The sequence below is a fragment of the Polynucleobacter sp. genome (assembly GCF_044342855.1).
Lineage (GTDB): Bacteria > Pseudomonadota > Gammaproteobacteria > Burkholderiales > Burkholderiaceae > Polynucleobacter.
On record NZ_JBIIPA010000005.1, the window covers coordinates 61,927 to 79,067 of the forward strand.

Below are 17,141 nucleotides of genomic sequence, written 5' to 3' on the forward strand. Positions count from 1 at the left end.
TTAAACAATTAAAACGCCGTACCAACTTGGAACTGCAAACGCTGGACGTTATCCGTAGGTAACGATTTGATCGGAATACCGTAACTGAATTTTAGTGGGCCCAGTGGTGATATCCATGATAAACCTAAGCCGTAAGAATATCGCAACACGAGATTCATATTCTCAGCATAGACGTTACCACCATCTACGAAGCCAAATACACGCAAGGTCTTATCAATTCCAGATCCTGGAACTGGCACAGTATATTCGACGTTAGTAACAATCTTTGACTGGCCACCAGTCGGCTGATTAAGACCAGTGTTGACATTAAAGAAAGTGGGGCCAAGTGATCCTGGGGCATAGCCTCGAACCGAACCAATACCACCTACATAGTAGTTTTTAGTAATTGGGAATGGGTATTTGCCGTAGGCCTCACCATAGCCAACTTCACCGTTAAAGGATAGGATGTTGCCCTTTGAGAAGGAGTGATACTTTTGATACTGACCAAACAGGCGATAGAACATCATGTTGCCCACCGGTGTTCCGACCTCAACATTCAATTGCTGCAAGGAGCCTGTTGATGGAATCAATGCACTGTCACGGCCATCACGCGACCAACCGATGGTCACTGGCACGTTATAGGTATTGAGAGATGCGGGATACCCTGGTGCAGCAGCACCATAATCCACCATGTAGTTTAAGTATGGCTGCGGTGTATTAGAGGTGGATTTAATCTGGAATACCTCAAATCCGGTTCCAAAGAAAACACGGTCAACTTCGGTGTATGGAACACCAAATTTAATATTTGAACCAATAGATTTAATTTGGTAATCAGGATCGCCGATGTAATAAAGCGGCTTGGATGAGCGGTAGTACAAATCGGTGTAACGGCTAATTCCGTCTTCCGTAAAGTAAGGGTCGTAGTTTGATAAAGCCAAATTTTGATTGATCTTACCGAGAGACATATTAAGACCAACAGCCGTACCCGTACCAAAAGCATTCTCTTGATTGATACCGGCAGAGAGGATTAATTTTTCAGTAGAAGAGAACCCTGCACCAAGGGTTACTGCGCCGGTTGGCTTTTCGGTTACCTTGACATTCACATCCACCTGATCCGGGGATCCGGGAACGTCTTGCGTAGAGACATCAGCCTCAGTGAAGTAACCCAAGCGACCTAAGCGTTTTTTAGATAAATCGATCTTCTCGCTATCGAACCAAGAGCTTTCAAACTGGCGCATTTCACGTCGAACCACCATATCTCGAGTTTTAGCGTTACCGGAGATATTCACTTGACGCACATAAACACGACGCCCCGGATCTACCACGAGGGTCAAATCAACCTCACTCAAATCCCGACGAATATCAGGCTGCGGATTAATGGTTGCAAATGCATAGCCATACGATCCCAGAATTTCTGCAATTGCCTTGGTACTTTCGGTCAACTTCGCGGATGAGAAGGTATCTCCCGGCTTAAGTGTTACCAACTGAATCAATTCGGCTTCTTTACCCAATAACTCACCGGCTAAACGCACATCTTTAACGGTGAATTTGTTACCTTCACGAACACTGATCGTGAGGAAGATGCCTTTTTTGTCTGGGGTAATAGAGACCTGCGTTGACTCAATCACAAACTCAAGGTAACCGCGGTTGAGGTAGTAGGAACGAATATTCTCCAAGTCAGCTGTGAGTTTTTGCTTGGAGTACAAATTATCTTTACTGTACCAAGAAAGCCATCCGCCAGTTTTTAACTGCATCTGACTCTTCAGAGTGCTCTCGCTAAATACGCCATTACCGATGAAACTGATCTCTTGAATCTTGGCTACAGGGCCTTCATCAACATTGAAATAAATCGCTACTTGGTTGCGCTCTACCGGAGTAACGGTTGCAACAACCTCGGCTGCGTACATACCTTTACTAATATACTGTCGCTTGAGTTCTTGCTCAGCTTTATCAATCAGCGCCTTGTCATAGAAACGGGCTTCAGCCACTCCGACTGCTTTTAAGGATTTGCGAACAGTTTCCTGATCAAACTCTTTCATCCCAGTAAACTCAATCCGGGAGATGGTGGGACGCTCTTCAACGATCACGATTAGGACATTGCCTTGAGCCTGGATTTGCACATCTCGGAAAAAGCCAGTGCTATAGAGCGCCTTAATAGCTTCGGCACTCTTGTCTTCTGCAAATGAATCGCCCACCTGTACTGGCAAGTAACTAAATACAGCACCAGGCTCCACTCGCTGCAAACCCTCAATGCGAATATCTTTAATAACAAAGGAGTCAGCAGCTTGTGCGCTGACACAAAAACTAGCAGCGAGAATGAGAACGACTTGTGCAACAAATCGGGTTACGGAGCGAAAAGAAGGGATCAAAAAATTCAAGATGAAAGGTAGTGTTGCAAATCGTTAAACAAGGCTAGCAAGGAAAGGAATATCAACAGCAAAAAACCCACTTTTTGGAGCTTTTCCTGCAGGGATAAGGAAATTCGCTTTCCAGCAACCAACTCCCATGCATCATACAGGAGCTGACCCCCATCTAGCATTGGTAAAGGCACTAAATTCAAGAGTCCAATACTGATACTCAAGAGGGCCAAAAATGCTAAAAATGGCTGCCAACCCACCTGGGCAGACTTCCCCGCCATATCCGCAATACTCAATGGGCCACCGAGCTGCTTTAGGGTTGTTTTACCTGTAAATAAGCCCAACATGAGTCTAGTGGAGACCTTGGTTATTAGGTATACCCGTTGGCTAGCAAATCCTAGAGCCTCTATAGGCCCTAATTTGAGCTCTTTCCACTCCGTAGGTGGGCTGACTTGCGGAAGCAAGCCCAAGGCTTGAAATGGGTCAGATTCTGGTGAAATTGGAGGTAAATCAGTCCGCCTAAAGGATTTAACGAGGCGAGCACCAGAAGCGTCCTGCATCTCTAGAGCAAAACCTTGCTCTCCGGTTAAGGCATCTAATAAAAACCAACGTAATGCATTCCAACTCGGTATGGGGTCAAATTCTTCAAGAATGGGGGCGCTGCTGTAGTCAGATGACAGAGATTGCCAGCCAATAACCTCATCACCTGCCGTCACCCCCAGTTTTGCGGCAATCGTTTGCTTAGGTGGAGCCTGCAAACGGGCCGGCAACTGAGGCACACCAGAGACATAAATCACCGAAAACAAAATAACAGCCAACAGAAAGTTCGCAAATGGCCCTGCAGCGATGATTAAAGAACGCTGCCATAGCGGCTTTACATCAAAAGACTGGGGGCGGTCTTCTGTTTGAATAGTTTGCTGACTATCGCGACCATCCAATAATTTGACATAACCGCCGAGAGGAATAGAGGCTAGAACCCACTCAGTACCGTTGCTAGCACGATAAGTAAAGATCGGTTTACCAAATCCCAGAGCAAAGCGAAGCACTTTAACCCCGCACAAGCGAGCTGCCAAAAAATGGCCGTATTCATGAAAGCTAACCAACGCACCCAGTGTGATTAAGAATGCGCCAAGTGTGATTAAAGCCTGCAAAATCTACCGATCTATTTCTCAATTGCGTGAATGAACTGATTCGCAGCCTGACGAGCTCGAGCATCAGCCTCAAGAATTATTTCAAGCGAATCAGCTGCTACTGGAGACAGGGCATTCAAGCAGTGCTCCACTACATTTGGAATGCTTAAGTAAGGCAAGCCCTCATCCAAGAAAGCGGCAACTGCAACTTCGTTCGCAGCATTTAATACGGCAGGAGCAGTACCCCCTGCTTTTGCGGCAGCAAAGGCCAAGCTCAGGCAAGGGAATTGTGTGAGCTTGGGCTCAGTAAAGCTTAGGCCGGTCAACTGTGTCAGATTCAAGGGGGCGACACCTGCATCAATGCGTTCAGGCCAGGCCAAGCCATAAGCAATCGGTGTACGCATGTCAGGTTGACCCATTTGGGCCAACACAGAACCATCGCGATAACGCACCATCGAATGCACTACGCTCTGCGGATGAATCAAGACCTTGATTTTTTCAAGTGGCAAACCAAATAACCAAAAAGCCTCAATCACCTCAAGACCTTTATTCATCATCGTTGCCGAATCAACTGAGATCTTTCTACCCATCACCCAGTTTGGATGAGAGCACGCTTGCTCCGGAGTAATTCCGACTAAATCTGCAGCCGATTTATCTCTGAAAGGTCCACCCGAAGCTGTTAACCAAAGCTCTTCAACGCCTAAATGGTCAGATGGATTTTTTGCAAAGCGATCTGGTAGGCATTGAAAAATGGCATTGTGCTCACTATCAATTGGGAGTAACTCACCACCACCCGCATTCATGGCCTGCATAAATAAATTGCCTGACATCACCAGCGCTTCTTTATTGGCTAGTAACACTCTCTTACCCGCTTGTGCTGCAGCCAAGGCTGGAACAAGTCCAGCAGCACCAACAATGGCTGCCATGACGGTGTCGCAACCAGATTCAGTTACTGCGCTGACCAAGGCTTGAGGCTCATAGAGAACTTGAGTAGCAATCTTTTTTTCTTGCAACAGTCGACTTAGCTGCGCGGCGCCATCAGCGTCAGCCACCACTGCAATTGTCGGCTTGAACTCAATACATTGCTCGGCGAGACGCTCAATTTGTTTGGCAGCAGTTAGCGCCACTACATTAAAGCGCTCAGGATGAGCACGAATTACATCTAAGGTGTTGACACCAATCGATCCTGTAGATCCTAGTATGGCAACCTGCTTAAGGGACATCAAATTAATCCAGCTAGTAGAGCAGCTATCGGCATTGTTGGGATGAGTGCGTCAACCCGATCTAGAACACCACCATGGCCAGGTAGCAAATGACTGCTATCTTTGACGCCAGCTAAGCGCTTCAACTGAGACTCGAATAAATCGCCGAAGACGCTGAACGCAGCCAACACAGCAACCATTAAGAACATTGGCACCCAACCAAAACGAATAGCCAAAGCGCCAAATAAGGTATCACCTAGCGGTAAATACATTACACACAAGAATGCATACAAGTAGCAAAGCACCAAGCCACCTAACGCACCCTCAATAGATTTACCCGGGCTAATGTGCATAGCCAATTTATGTTTACCAAAAGCTTTGCCAACAAAGTAAGCACCAATATCAGCAACCCAAACTAGGGCCATGCTGCTTAATAAAAAAACTAAGCCGAGTTCACGCAAGAAAACCAAAGCAAACCAAGTTGCCGGCAGAATGATTAAGCCCAAAATGCTATAAAAAGGTTTGAATTTTTGAAGGGAAATATTCATCCCCTTTGCCAAAATGAATGGCGCCAAGAAAAACCAAAACAAGACGGCCATCATGAGTAAAGAGAACTGCCATGAAATCGCCTGCATACCCAATAAAAATAAAATGATCATCAAACAAAATGCAGCATAGAGCCACGCAGCCTTCTTCGCCTCTGGGGCAATCATGCGACTCCATTCCCATGCTGCAGCCACTAACGCCACCAGAAAGAATCCACCTAAATAGATTGGTGGCAAGAAAAACAAGATAGGCAATAGCACCGCCATCAAAATAGTAGCGGTAATGATTCGAATTTTTAGCATATGGGGGGGGTGTGAAGTGCTTAGACTGCATCGCTCAAAGGCTCGGAAGCCAACTGAGCACTCGTGCGTCCAAAGCGACGCTCGCGCTGACTAAACCAGTCGAACGCTTTGTGTAACTCAGCCTCATCAAAATCAGGCCAAAGGGTATCCGTGAAATACAACTCGGTATAGGCTAGCTGCCATAGTAAGAAGTTACTAACACGCTGTTCACCACCGGTGCGAATAAATAAATCTGGCTCAGGTGCATAGGCCATGGATAAATGTGGCTGCAACAATTCTTCGGACACTTGCTCCAGCTTCAAGCCAGGATTGGCAGCCATACATTGGCGCATTGCCTGCAAGATATCCCAACGACCACCATAGTTAGCTGCAATCGTAAAAGTTAGCCCTTTGCAGTCAGCTGTTTTTCCCTCAGAAAACTCGACCATCTCCTGAATCGCAGAATCGAAGCGACTGAGATCGCCAATGAGGCGTAAGGAAATATCGTTTTCGGCAAGACGAGAAACTTCGCTTTTTAATGACTTGAGAAACAACTTCATTAAGAAGCCCACCTCTTCTGGTGGGCGGCGCCAATTTTCAGAGCTGAATGCAAATACAGTGAGGTATTCGACGCCAAGACGGCGGCACTCTTGAACAATTTTACGCACGGCACCCAATCCTTCTGAGTGCCCCGCTACTCGCGGCATGAAACGCTTGCTGGCCCAGCGCCCATTGCCGTCCATGATGATGGCAACGTGGCGAGGAATAGCACTCACCTCTGGAACAACTAAGGTGGAACTAGTGTGCTGGGTCATAAAGCGAATAATAAAAAATTAATCTGACGATTAAACCGTCATGATCTCTTTTTCTTTTTCAGAGACGATCTTGTCGACATCCACTACTGCGCGATCGGTCAGCTTCTGAATGTCGTCAGTTGCACGACGCTCATCATCCTCAGAAATTTCTTTATCTTTAGTAAGGCGCTTGAGATGTTCATTTGCATCACGGCGTAAATTACGCACAGCGATCTTAGTTTCTTCACCTTCGTTTTTAACAACCTTAGTTAAATCACGACGACGCTCTTCAGTCAAGGCGGGCATTGGTACGCGAATCACAGCACCTTGAGAGGCTGGGTTAAGACCTAAGTCAGAATCACGAATCGCCTTCTCAATTGCGCCAACCATAGTTTTTTCAAATGGCTGAACGTTAATCGTTCTTGCATCCGCCAGACCTAAGCTAGCGACTTGGCTGAGCGGTGTTGGGTTGCCGTAGTAATCCACCTGGATGTGCTCCAAAATTCCCGGGTTAGCACGGCCAGAGCGAATCTTCGCCAAATTGGTTTTCAAGGCCTCAAGAGACTTCTGCATCTTTTGATCGGTAGTGGTTTTAATTTCTGCTGCGGACATCAAGCCTCCTATTAAACGTGTACTAAAGTACCTTCGGATTCGCCCTGAACCACGCGCATTAATGCGCCAGGCTTGAGAATCGAAAATACTTTGATTGGTAATTTGCGATCACGACACAATGCAAAAGCAGTTGCGTCCATCACCTGCAAGTTTTTGATGATTGCCTCATCGAAAGTCATTGTTTTGTACAGAGTAGCCGTTGGATCTTTCATTGGATCGGCACTGTAAATACCATCCACCTTGGTAGCCTTCAGCACGATTTCAACGCCCATCTCTGCGCCACGCAAGGCAGCTGCAGTGTCGGTGGTAAAGAATGGGTTGCCTGTTCCAGCAGCGAAGATCACCACCTTGCCTTCACCTAAAGCACGAATTGCTCGTGGGCGGATGTAAGGCTCAACGACTTGATCCATTCGTAAAGCAGACTGCACACGAGCCTCCACACCTTTTTGGCGCAAAGCATCTTGTAGTGCAAGGGAGTTCATCATGGTGGCAAGCATTCCCATGTAGTCGGCTGTTGCGCGATCCATGCCGGCAGCACCGCCTGCTACACCGCGGAAAATATTTCCGCCGCCGATTACGATAGCCAACTGAACGCCGCTATTTACTACATCGGCAATTTCTTTCACCATGGAATCAATGGTGATTGGATTGATGCCAAAAGCATCATCCCCCATGAGGGCTTCACCAGAGAGTTTTAAGAGAACACGTTTGTAGGCTGGCATCGTTTTATTTTCCGTAATTTGCCAAGCAATTTACTTGCTTAGCTTATTGATCTTTAAGTACTTTTTAATATCTTGCCCAAATTATAAAGGGCTTGGCACAGATCAAACAAAAGGGCATAGAAACCGAGATTTCCATGCCCTTTTGGGTATTGCAGCCTTACTGAGCAAGCCCAGCAGTATTGGAGCTAATTAAGCGCCTTTGGCAGCAGCCACTTGCGCAGCAACTTCAGCCGCAAAGTCGTCTTGACGCCTCTCAATGCCCTCACCTACAACAAACATGGTGAAACCCTTGATTGTGGTGTTTGCGGCTTTGAGCATTTGCTCAACAGATTGCTTGTCGTTTTTAACGAAAGTTTGGTTCAACAAAGAAACCTCTTTGAGGTACTTCTGAATAGAACCTTCAACCATCTTCTCAACGATTTCTGGTGGTTTGCCAGATTCAGCAGCTTTTTGAACAGCAACACTACGCTCAACAGCAATTGCTTCAGCAGGCACATCAGCCATCGACAAAGCCACTGGCTTCATTGCAGCAATATGCATTGCTACGTCTTTAGCTGCAGTCTCATCACCTTCGAACTCAACCATGACGCCGATACGAGTTCCGTGGAGGTAAGAAACCAACTTGTTGCTACCAGCGAAACGCTTGAAGCGACGCGGCATGATGTTCTCGCCGATCTTACCGATCAAGGCGCTACGAACTTCATCAACAGTTTGACCGTTCATTGGCAATGCAAGTAATGCAGCAACGTCAGCTGGATTCTTTTCAGAAATCAGATTTGCACAGGCTTGTGTAAATGCCAAGAAATCATCGTTCTTTGAAACGAAGTCAGTTTCGCAGTTCACTTCAAGCAATGCACCTGTAGTGCCATTAATGGCTGAAGCAACAACACCTTCAGCAGTAACGCGGGATGCCGCCTTACCAGCTTTGCTACCGAGCTTTACACGCAGAATCTCTTCTGCACGAGCCATATCGCCATCAGCTTCAGTTAATGCTTTTTTGCACTCCATCATCGGAGCATCAGTCTTGGCGCGTAACTCGCCAACCATTGCAGCGGTAATAGCGGCCATTATTCAGCTTTCCCTTCTTCAACAAACTCTTCTTCGCCTTCTTTAACGGCAGTCAAGATTTCTTGAACAGAGTTTGATTTACCTTCGAGGATTGCATCAGCAATGCCACGAGCGTAGAGAAGAACAGCTTTGCTGGAGTCATCGTTACCAGGGATGATGTAATCAACACCTTCTGGTGAGTGGTTGGTATCAACCACAGCGATAACAGGAATACCAAGCTTGTTAGCTTCCGTAATAGCAATCTTGTGATAGCCAACGTCCACTACGAAAATCGCATCAGGAACGCCGTTCAAATCCTGAATACCGCCAAGTGCTTTTTGCAACTTGTCGAGATCGCGATCGTTAGTCAAAGCTTCTTTCTTAGAAAGCTTTTCCCAGTCGCCAGCTTCTTTAGCCACTGCCATATCCTTCAAACGCTTGAGGGAACCTTTAACAGTTTTGAAGTTGGTGAGCGTACCGCCCAACCAACGGCTGTCGATGTACGGCATACCAGCACGAGCAGCTTCTTCAGCAATGATCTCGCGTGATTGACGCTTAGTACCAACGAATAAGATAGTTCCACGATTAGCAGCAACTTGTTTTGCAAATTTCAGGGCGTCCTGAAACATTGGCAAAGTTTTTTCTAAGTTGATGATGTGAATTTTGTTGCGATGGCCGAAAATATAAGGGGCCATTCTTGGGGACCAGAAACGGGTTTGGTGACCAAAATGGCAACCGGCTTCCAGCATTTGACGCATAGTTACTGACATAACTTCTCCTAAGGGTTAGTTTCTAAGATTGAGTCCTAGCTGCGCTAAAAAGCGCCACCCTGGAAGGCTCAACCCGCGATTTCAGATCAAAATTGACCTGAGAACGAAATTATAGCTTAAATATCAATGCTCTAGACGACCCATCCCCAGTGCCAAACTAGAAAACCTACTCAGAAATGCCATTAAATGGTGCATCTGCCTATTATTTAGACATATGCCCACTAGCAAAAAGCCCCAAGTCGTTGATAATCAAGGCATGAATAGTATATTTACCGCCGAAAAAGACATTCAAGGGATGCGTGAAGCTGGCCGCTTAGCCAGCGAAGTTCTTGACCACGTTGCTCCGCACGTCAAAGCTGGCGTCAGCACAGCTGAGCTGGACCGCATCTGTCATGAATACATGCGCGATGTCCAAAAGACCATTCCCGCCCCTCTAAACTACCAGCCACCAGGCTACCCACCCTTTCCAGCATCCATCTGCACTTCGGTCAATGATGTGATTTGCCATGGCATTCCTGGCGAGAAGATTTTGAAAACCGGTGACGTCGTGAACCTCGATATCACCGTGATTACTCCTGATGGCTACTACGGCGATACCAGTCGCATGTTTATGGTTGGTGAAGTTTCGGTATTAGCTAAACGTCTGACTCAAATTACTTTTGAATGTATGTGGCTTGGCATTGCACAAGTTAAGCCTGGTGCATCACTAGGCGATATTGGCCACGTCATTCAGACCCATGCTGAAAAAGCGGGTTACTCCGTTGTTCGCGAATATTGCGGTCATGGCATTGGCAAAGTGTTTCATCAAGATCCGCAGATTCTTCACTATGGTCGACCTGGCACCGGTGAAAAATTAAAAGAAGGCATGACTTTCACCATTGAGCCAATGATTAATGCTGGCAAGCGCGATATTCGGACGATGCCTGATCAGTGGACAGTGAAGACTAAAGACCGCAGCCTCTCTGCGCAATGGGAGCACACGCTCTTAGTTACAGCCACCGGGGTTGAAGTGCTCACTTGGTCGGAGGGCAGTAATCCGATTCCAGATTGCGTTAAAGGTCTTTCATTTAGACCAAACCTAGCTAACGCTTAATTATTAAATTAGTTCAAGCGCAATGGGTCAGACTCTCGCAGCTATTCAACCTGTTGCAGATATTGCCAGCTTAAGAGCTGCGCGAGAATTAGCCTATGAAGACTTTCGCGAACATCAAGTTGTTGGGCGATTAACCAAGCAACTGAGTAAGCTCAGCGATGAACTCCTCATTAGCTTATGGAATTCATGCGAATTAAACGCAGATGCCGCCCTGGTAGCGGTAGGTGGATTCGGTAGAGGCGCGCTGTTTCCTTACTCTGATATTGATATTTTGATTTTGCTACCTGCGGATAAGAAATTCTTTGAAGATGTATTGGCCAGCAAGATTGAAAAGTTTGTAGCGCAATGCTGGGATACCGGCTTAGAAATTGGCTCCTCAGTTCGAACCGTTGCCGAGTGCGCATCTGAGGCAGAGCAAGACATCACCGTTCGCACCTCCCTTCTGGAATCAAGACTCATCTGCGGCAAGAAGGCCCTCTTCAAAGAGTTTGAATCTATTTATGAAAAGACCTTGGATCCCAAGTCATTCTTTCAAGCCAAACTAGCAGAGCAAATTCAGCGTCATTACAAATATCAAGATACCCCTTACTCCTTGGAACCCAATTGCAAGGAGAGTCCTGGTGGCTTGCGTGACCTACAGGTGATCTCCTGGGTCAGTAAGGCGGCGCACTTAGGTAATACGTTTAAAGACCTCAGTCTGGCTGGCCTAGTAACTCAACGTGAGTTAACCGAACTCAATCGTAACCAGCGTTTTTTAGAAACCCTGCGCGCTAATTTGCACCTTCTTGCAAAGCGCAGACAAGACGTATTGGTGTTTGACTTACAGGCGCCCCTTGCAGCAGCGATGGGCATCACAGAAGAATCCTCCAGATTAGCCAGCGAAGCCATCATGCGTAGCTACTATTGGGCAGCTAAAGCCGTCAGCCAATTAAATGACGTACTACTGCAAAACATTGAAGCACTACTTTTCCCTCAAGAATCCAAAACAACGCATGCCATTGCCGGTGAAGGTAATGAGTGCTTTATTGAGCGTCAAGGTGTCTTAGATATCACCGATCCTCAGTTATTTCAGAAACACCCAGAGCAAATTCTGCGGACCTTCTTGGTGTTTGCGCAAACAGCTAACGTTAAAAGCCTATCTGCAACTATCTTCAGAGCCTTGTACAACGCTCGCCAGAAGATGGATAGCAAATGGCGCAAAGATCCAGTCAACCGCGCACTCTTTATTGAAATCCTAAAAGAGCCTGAAGGAGTTAGTCGCGCCTTCCAGCTCATGAACCGCACCAGCGTGCTTGGTCGCTATCTACCAGCCTTCAGAAAAATTGTTGGTCAGATGCAGCATGACTTATTTCATGTCTACACAGTTGATCAACATATCTTGATGGTGCTGCGTAATGTACGCCGCTTTATGGTGGTCGAGTATACGCATGAGTTTCCTTTCTGCAGCAGCCTGATTGCCCATTTTGAGAAGCCTTGGCTACTGGTCATTGCTGCACTCTTTCATGACATTGCCAAAGGACGTGGTGGCGATCACTCTGAACTTGGCAAAGCAGACATGCGTAAGTTTGCAAAAGACCATGGCTTAAACAAGGTGGATACCGAGCTCTTGGTTTGGTTAGTTGCTGAGCACTTGAATATGAGCCAGGTTGCTCAGAAACAAGACATTACCGATCCAGAAGTAGTGCAAGCGTTTGCCAAAAAGATGGGTGATGAGCGCCATCTCACCGCGCTCTACCTATTAACGGTTGCCGATGTCCGTGGAACCAGCCCTAAAGTATGGAATGCCTGGAAAGGCAAGCTACTAGAAGACCTCTATCGAGCAACTCTGCGTGTATTGGGTGGCGCAAAACCTGATGCCTCTTCCGAGCTTGCCCAGCATCAAGAAGAATCCCGAGCCAAGCTGCGTCTTTATGCAATTGAGGACTCTGCTTACGAGAATCTCTGGAAGCAATTAGACGTTGCCTTCTTCTTGCGCCAGGATGCAGCGGATATCGCCTGGCTTACACGCCATCTCTATAACAAGGTCGATAGCGAAACCCCTGTCGTACGGGCTCGTCTCTCACCAGTTGGCGAAGGCTTACAAATTGCCGTTTACGTTAAAGACCAAGAAGATCTCTTCGCCAGAATTTGCGCTTACTTTGAGCGTCACGGTTTCTCGATTTGGGATGCCCGCATTCATACGACGAAACATGGCTATGCACTTGATACATTCCAAATCTCAGGCAGTAACTTAGTGGATGAAGGTGGCAGTTACCGCGATCTCATTCAGCTGGTGGAATACGAACTCACAGCTGCATTACAAAATAATGATCCATTGCCATCACCAAGCATGGGAAGACTCTCAAGGCAGTCTCGCACCTTCCCTATCCAGCCACGCGTGCACATGATTCCGGATGAGCGTGGCCACTACTACGCACTATCCCTTTCAGCCAGTGATCGCACGGGCCTACTCTATGTCATCTCCAGAGTCTTGGCTAAGCATCAAGTTTCATTACATACAGCACGCATCAATACATTAGGCGAGCGAGTGGAAGACGTATTCCTATTGGATGCGGCGAACTTAAGCAAGAGCCCCAAGCTGCAGATCATGCTAGAGACCGATTTGTTGGAGGCCTTGGGGGTGTAACAAAGTCCCGTTGGGTCGCATCTGAAAAAAGATGAATGGTCGTTAACGACCCACGGCAGACTTTGGAAGAAGCTACCCTACGCAATGCTACCTAACAGACTAAAATGCTTGCTGTCTTGAAATAGCCCCAATACGGGCTTTACTTTAATAATCTTTATGCTCCAACGAGATTGGTACCTCTTCTTGCTATTAATAAGCACATTAGGCGCGTGTCAATATGCGAACGCCCAAACGCCACTCCAAAATGCTGGAACTAATTATTTAAAGAAACGTGCTGATGCTTTAATGACTCTTACTGGTTTCTCACTAACCCCGGATGTCACAACAGGCAATCTTAAAGTTACGAATAGTGATGGTAAGGCGGATTTACAAACGACATCCCTGGGTGGTGGTGATCGTATAAGCGCTAACTTTCCGCTCTATATAGAGGGTACTTTGGCTTTTAATCGCTACAACCCAACCTTTACCGATGGGGTTGGTAATAGTTCCGTGAACATTCCAATGTATTGGAATAGCATCACAGGCACTGGTGGAATTGGCTGGGATTTTCCAATCACTGATCAGCTGCGATTTAGGCCCATAGCCAATGTCATGCTTGGGCATTTAGAAAGCGATGCTTCTGTTGCGACGCGCTATATCAACAATAACCGCGACGTTAACCTGCAATTTATTAATAGCGGTCGCATGAACTCTTATGGCGCAGGGGGTTCGGTCATGCTTGATTATGAAAACTATAAGCCTGACCAGGAAATTGATATTGAGCTTCGCTACACCAATATTGCCATTCAAACCTTTGCTAGCTCCGCAGCCGTGCAAGGGTCAGCAGACTCCCAAAGCCTATCACTTTGGGCGCGCAGCAGAATTCCAACGCCTTGGATGGCTCTTGATCGACCAATAAGAGCGGTATTTGAAGCTGCAAATACCCAATACTTAGGAAACCTACGAGGAGCCATGGGATTCAACTCGATTTCCTCAGTCGGAACTGGTATTGAGATTGATCGAAGCGCTTCAGATCCAATCTTTAGTCGGGTGAGAGTGGTAGTTCGCTACCGGTTTGGACAAAATGTCCAAGGCACATCTATTGGATTGGCGGCAAGTTTTTAATCGCACATAACTATTAAATGCATTGAATAATGCTTAAAAAATAGACTTATGTTAAATTTTGAATACGATACACAGAAACGAAGACAGCAATTCATGAAAAAGCCCATTCTTACCGCACTAATAATTGCCTTTGTTAGTACTCCTAAATTAGTTGCCGCTTCATTTCTACCCCCCGATCTTATTGACGACTTTGCAAATATTCTGTCTTGGATAGTGTTGATCGCGATGCCTATCGGCCTGATTGCCGCATTTTGGTATGTCCATATCATGCCTGAAGTGATAGCCAAACGTAGAAAGCATCCTCAACAGGATGCAATACATGCACTGTGCATCCTGTCCTTGTTTTTTGCTGGCTTGCTATGGCCGCTTGCCTATCTATGGGCCTATACCCGCCCGACTATGTACAAGCTTGCCTATGGAACTGATAAGTACGAACCACTCGATAAAGAACATCAAGAAGAGGTGAAATAAGCATGGAAGCTCTGATACTTGGCATCTATGCTGGCATAGTTTGGTTAATCTTTTTTAAATACAAAATATTGCCTTGGAATACAGTCGCTAAGGTAATCGTATTTACTATTCCAGTTGTAGGCATGATCACTTTGATCCTGCTCCTCAATATCTTTTCACCCTCCTCGAGCAATGTTCTAGTAGTTCGAAATTCCGTCGGTATTGTTAGTCAAGTCAAGGGTCGCGTTATCGAAGTCCCGGTAGCTATCGACCGACGAGTAAAAAAAGGAGAGGTTCTTTTTAAGATTGACCCAACCCAGTACCAGGCTGCAGTAAATGCCCTTTCAGCCAAATTGAAGTTGGCTAAATTACGCCTAGAACAAAATCAAGCTCTTGTTAAGAGTGGCGCTGGAAACCGGTTTGATCTTGAGAAAGCACAGGCTGATTTTGCTGAACTAACAGAGCAAAAACTCAGCGCGCAATATGATCTAGAGCAAACTATTGTTCGTGCTCCTAATGATGGAACTGTAGTCAACTTACAATTAAGACCCGGGGCCTATGTTGCAGCGTTTCCAGTTGCATCAGTCATGACCTTCTTAGAGGACACTCCGCAAGTCTTTGCCCTTTTCAATCAAAATGAATTGCATCAGATTGAGGTTGGTAATGAAGCGGAATTTTATGTGCCTAGCTTTCCAGGAAAAATCCTCAAGGCAAAAGTAGAGGCTATTATTCTTGCCGAAGGTCAGGGTCAGTTAAATGCCACTGGCAACTTACCGACAACCGGATTAAATAACATCACTCCAAACCGCTTTGTAGTTAGGCTTGCTATGCATGAGCGTCATGCAGAGCTATTGCTACCGGCTGGAGCAGTGGGCGAAGGTGCCGTATATACAGATCATCTTGCTTTTCTACATGTTATCCGCAAGGTAATGCTCAGAATTAGCACCAAACTGAACTACATCATTCCAAAGTTGCATTGAGATTGAAGAATTTTCCAGCTTCCCGCTTTGCTTTAATAGCAAGCGCTTTACTAGGCACCGCTCTACTGGGTGCCTGTACGATCAGTAAAATTCAAGGCAGCAAAGAGCTTACTGAAAAATCTTTACCGAGCGTAACTCTGCCCAACCAATTTTCCGCAAGCTCAAATACAACTGGCATGCAAGTTGATACAGGCTGGCTTAAGCAATTTAATGATGCGGAATTAAATGAATTAGCAACTGAAGCGTTAAAGAATAATCCCGATATTCGTGTTATGGCTGCAAGACGCATTCAAGCAGAATCACTGATTGATGCAGCCGGTGGCGCTCAATATCCAGGCCTTAATGCAATTGGTAATGTAGGTGGTAAAGCAGGCTCAAGTGGCTCAGGTCTCACTGGTTACTTCATTGGAGCAAATTGGGAGCTAGATCTATGGGGGAGAGTGAGAACCTCGGTAGCGGCAGCTGAACAGAATTCCAAAGCCATTAATGCAGATCAGGATGCAGCGCGCCTCTCTTTAATTGCTACCCTAACAAAATCTGTATGGTTTGCTCGAAATTTACAAGATCAATCAAGCTTAGCCAATCAAAATGCTGAGGCTGCAGCTAAATTTGCTGAATTAATGCAGGTCCGCGAAAAGGTTGGCGCATCGTCCACCTCCGAAGTATCGGCTGCCCTCTCAAACGCCGCTCAGAGTAAAGAGGCGGCAATTAATGCCGCTCAAACAAGAGACCAATCGTTACGCGCTGTTGAAGTTCTGGTTGGTCGTTACCCTAAAGCAGAGCCACTTAAAACAACCTTTCTTCCTGATCTGCCTCCTCCAGTAAGCCCAGGATTACCCGCAGACTTACTTGAACGTAGGCCAGATGTTATTGCTGCGGAAGCCAGAGTAAATAGCGCCTTCTATCTTGCTGATGAAAAACGTCTGGCAAGACTGCCTAAGATCAGCCTGACTGCAGGATTTGGCTACATTAATAGTCAAATATTTAGCTTGATCAATGGTGCTAATACTAGTTTTGGTGTGGGTGCAAATGCCTCAGTACCACTATTCATGGGCGGAACCATTGAAGCCCAGATTGCCTATCAAAATGCAGAGGCCCAAGCAGCATTAGCAAATTACGGAAAAATCGTTTTGACTGCTTTTAGCGATGTTGAAAATGCATTATCTGGTGAATCTAACTGGAGAGATCGCAGTAAGCAACTGGAAATACAGCTCAAAGAGCAAAAGCGCATTATGCAAAATACAAATGCAGAATTAAAAGTAGGTCGAGTTGATCAGCGCCAAGTACAGCAACAAATTATTTCTACGAATAATAGTGAAATGCGCTGGCGCCAAGGAAAAGTTGATGCTCTAGCCCAGCGTATCAATTTATATTTAGCACTGGGTGGCTCAGCAGAAGAATAGTCAAATTGATGTACGGCGCCCTATGGCCGAAAGCAGCCATTTAGA

The 17,141-nt window shown here is 46.3% G+C and carries 15 protein-coding genes; 6 read left to right on the forward strand and 9 right to left on the reverse strand.

Going from position 1 to position 17,141, the window contains the following annotated elements; translation table 11 throughout:
- Positions 1–8 precede the first annotated feature (8 nt).
- From bamA to rpsB, 9 genes are all read right to left on the reverse strand, one after another.
- Positions 9–2,348 carry an outer membrane protein assembly factor BamA gene (gene bamA, locus ACIQZ3_RS03190; RefSeq protein ID WP_397390272.1) on the reverse strand — a complete coding sequence of 780 codons (2,340 nt, stop codon included), beginning with the start codon at positions 2,346–2,348 and terminating at the stop codon, positions 9–11.
- A 5-nt stretch (positions 2,349–2,353) separates the two neighbouring features.
- Positions 2,354–3,487: a M50 family metallopeptidase gene (locus ACIQZ3_RS03195; protein WP_397390274.1), complete on the reverse strand. Its 1,134-nt coding sequence runs from the start codon at positions 3,485–3,487 to the stop codon at positions 2,354–2,356.
- Between the two features lie 11 nt (positions 3,488–3,498).
- Positions 3,499–4,689 (reverse strand): 1-deoxy-D-xylulose-5-phosphate reductoisomerase, encoded by a 1,191-nt coding sequence (gene ispC, locus ACIQZ3_RS03200; RefSeq protein WP_397390276.1) that lies wholly within the window; start codon positions 4,687–4,689, stop codon positions 3,499–3,501.
- Positions 4,689–5,516 carry a phosphatidate cytidylyltransferase gene (locus tag ACIQZ3_RS03205; RefSeq protein WP_397390278.1) on the reverse strand — a complete coding sequence of 276 codons (828 nt, stop codon included), beginning with the start codon at positions 5,514–5,516 and terminating at the stop codon, positions 4,689–4,691. Before ACIQZ3_RS03205 ends, ispC begins: the two co-directional genes overlap by 1 nt.
- A 20-nt stretch (positions 5,517–5,536) precedes the next feature.
- Entirely contained in the window at positions 5,537–6,310 is a 774-nt protein-coding gene (gene uppS / locus ACIQZ3_RS03210) for a polyprenyl diphosphate synthase (protein ID WP_397390280.1), read from the reverse strand.
- A gap of 30 nt (positions 6,311–6,340) precedes the next feature.
- Complete coding sequence (gene frr, locus ACIQZ3_RS03215) at positions 6,341–6,901, reverse strand: ribosome recycling factor (protein WP_397390282.1); 561 nt, start codon at positions 6,899–6,901, stop codon at positions 6,341–6,343.
- Between the two features lie 11 nt (positions 6,902–6,912).
- Positions 6,913–7,623: a UMP kinase gene (pyrH, locus tag ACIQZ3_RS03220; RefSeq protein ID WP_397390284.1), complete on the reverse strand. Its 711-nt coding sequence runs from the start codon at positions 7,621–7,623 to the stop codon at positions 6,913–6,915.
- Between the two features lie 189 nt (positions 7,624–7,812).
- Positions 7,813–8,691, reverse strand: coding sequence for a translation elongation factor Ts (gene tsf / locus ACIQZ3_RS03225; protein WP_397390286.1), 879 nt, complete (start codon positions 8,689–8,691; stop codon positions 7,813–7,815).
- Complete coding sequence (gene rpsB, locus ACIQZ3_RS03230; RefSeq protein WP_015421433.1) at positions 8,691–9,440, reverse strand: 30S ribosomal protein S2; 750 nt, start codon at positions 9,438–9,440, stop codon at positions 8,691–8,693. The genes tsf and rpsB overlap by 1 nt, the downstream gene beginning before the upstream one ends.
- A 256-nt stretch (positions 9,441–9,696) precedes the next feature.
- Here rpsB and map point away from each other — a divergent pair, with 256 nt between their 5' ends.
- The 6 genes from map to ACIQZ3_RS03260 all read left to right on the forward strand — a co-directional run bounded on the left by map (position 9,697) and on the right by ACIQZ3_RS03260 (position 17,096).
- The gene (map, locus tag ACIQZ3_RS03235; protein WP_397390288.1) at positions 9,697–10,533 is read left to right on the forward strand and encodes a type I methionyl aminopeptidase; all 837 of its coding nucleotides are present in this window, start codon (positions 9,697–9,699) and stop codon (positions 10,531–10,533) included.
- Positions 10,534–10,555: 22 nt separating this feature from the next.
- The gene (locus tag ACIQZ3_RS03240; RefSeq protein WP_397390290.1) at positions 10,556–13,159 is read left to right on the forward strand and encodes a [protein-PII] uridylyltransferase; all 2,604 of its coding nucleotides are present in this window, start codon (positions 10,556–10,558) and stop codon (positions 13,157–13,159) included.
- A gap of 156 nt (positions 13,160–13,315) precedes the next feature.
- On the forward strand, positions 13,316–14,263 hold the full coding sequence (locus ACIQZ3_RS03245) for an autotransporter domain-containing protein (protein WP_397390292.1): 948 nt from the start codon (positions 13,316–13,318) through the stop codon (positions 14,261–14,263).
- A 93-nt stretch (positions 14,264–14,356) separates the two neighbouring features.
- A complete protein-coding gene (locus tag ACIQZ3_RS03250) occupies positions 14,357–14,734 on the forward strand; it encodes a DUF3302 domain-containing protein (RefSeq protein ID WP_397390294.1) in 378 nt (125 codons plus the stop codon).
- Between the two features lie 2 nt (positions 14,735–14,736).
- On the forward strand, positions 14,737–15,693 hold the full coding sequence (locus tag ACIQZ3_RS03255; protein ID WP_397390296.1) for an efflux RND transporter periplasmic adaptor subunit: 957 nt from the start codon (positions 14,737–14,739) through the stop codon (positions 15,691–15,693).
- 2 nt (positions 15,694–15,695) lie between these two features.
- A complete protein-coding gene (locus ACIQZ3_RS03260) occupies positions 15,696–17,096 on the forward strand; it encodes an efflux transporter outer membrane subunit (RefSeq protein WP_397390299.1) in 1,401 nt (466 codons plus the stop codon).
- Positions 17,097–17,141: the final 45 nt, after the last annotated feature.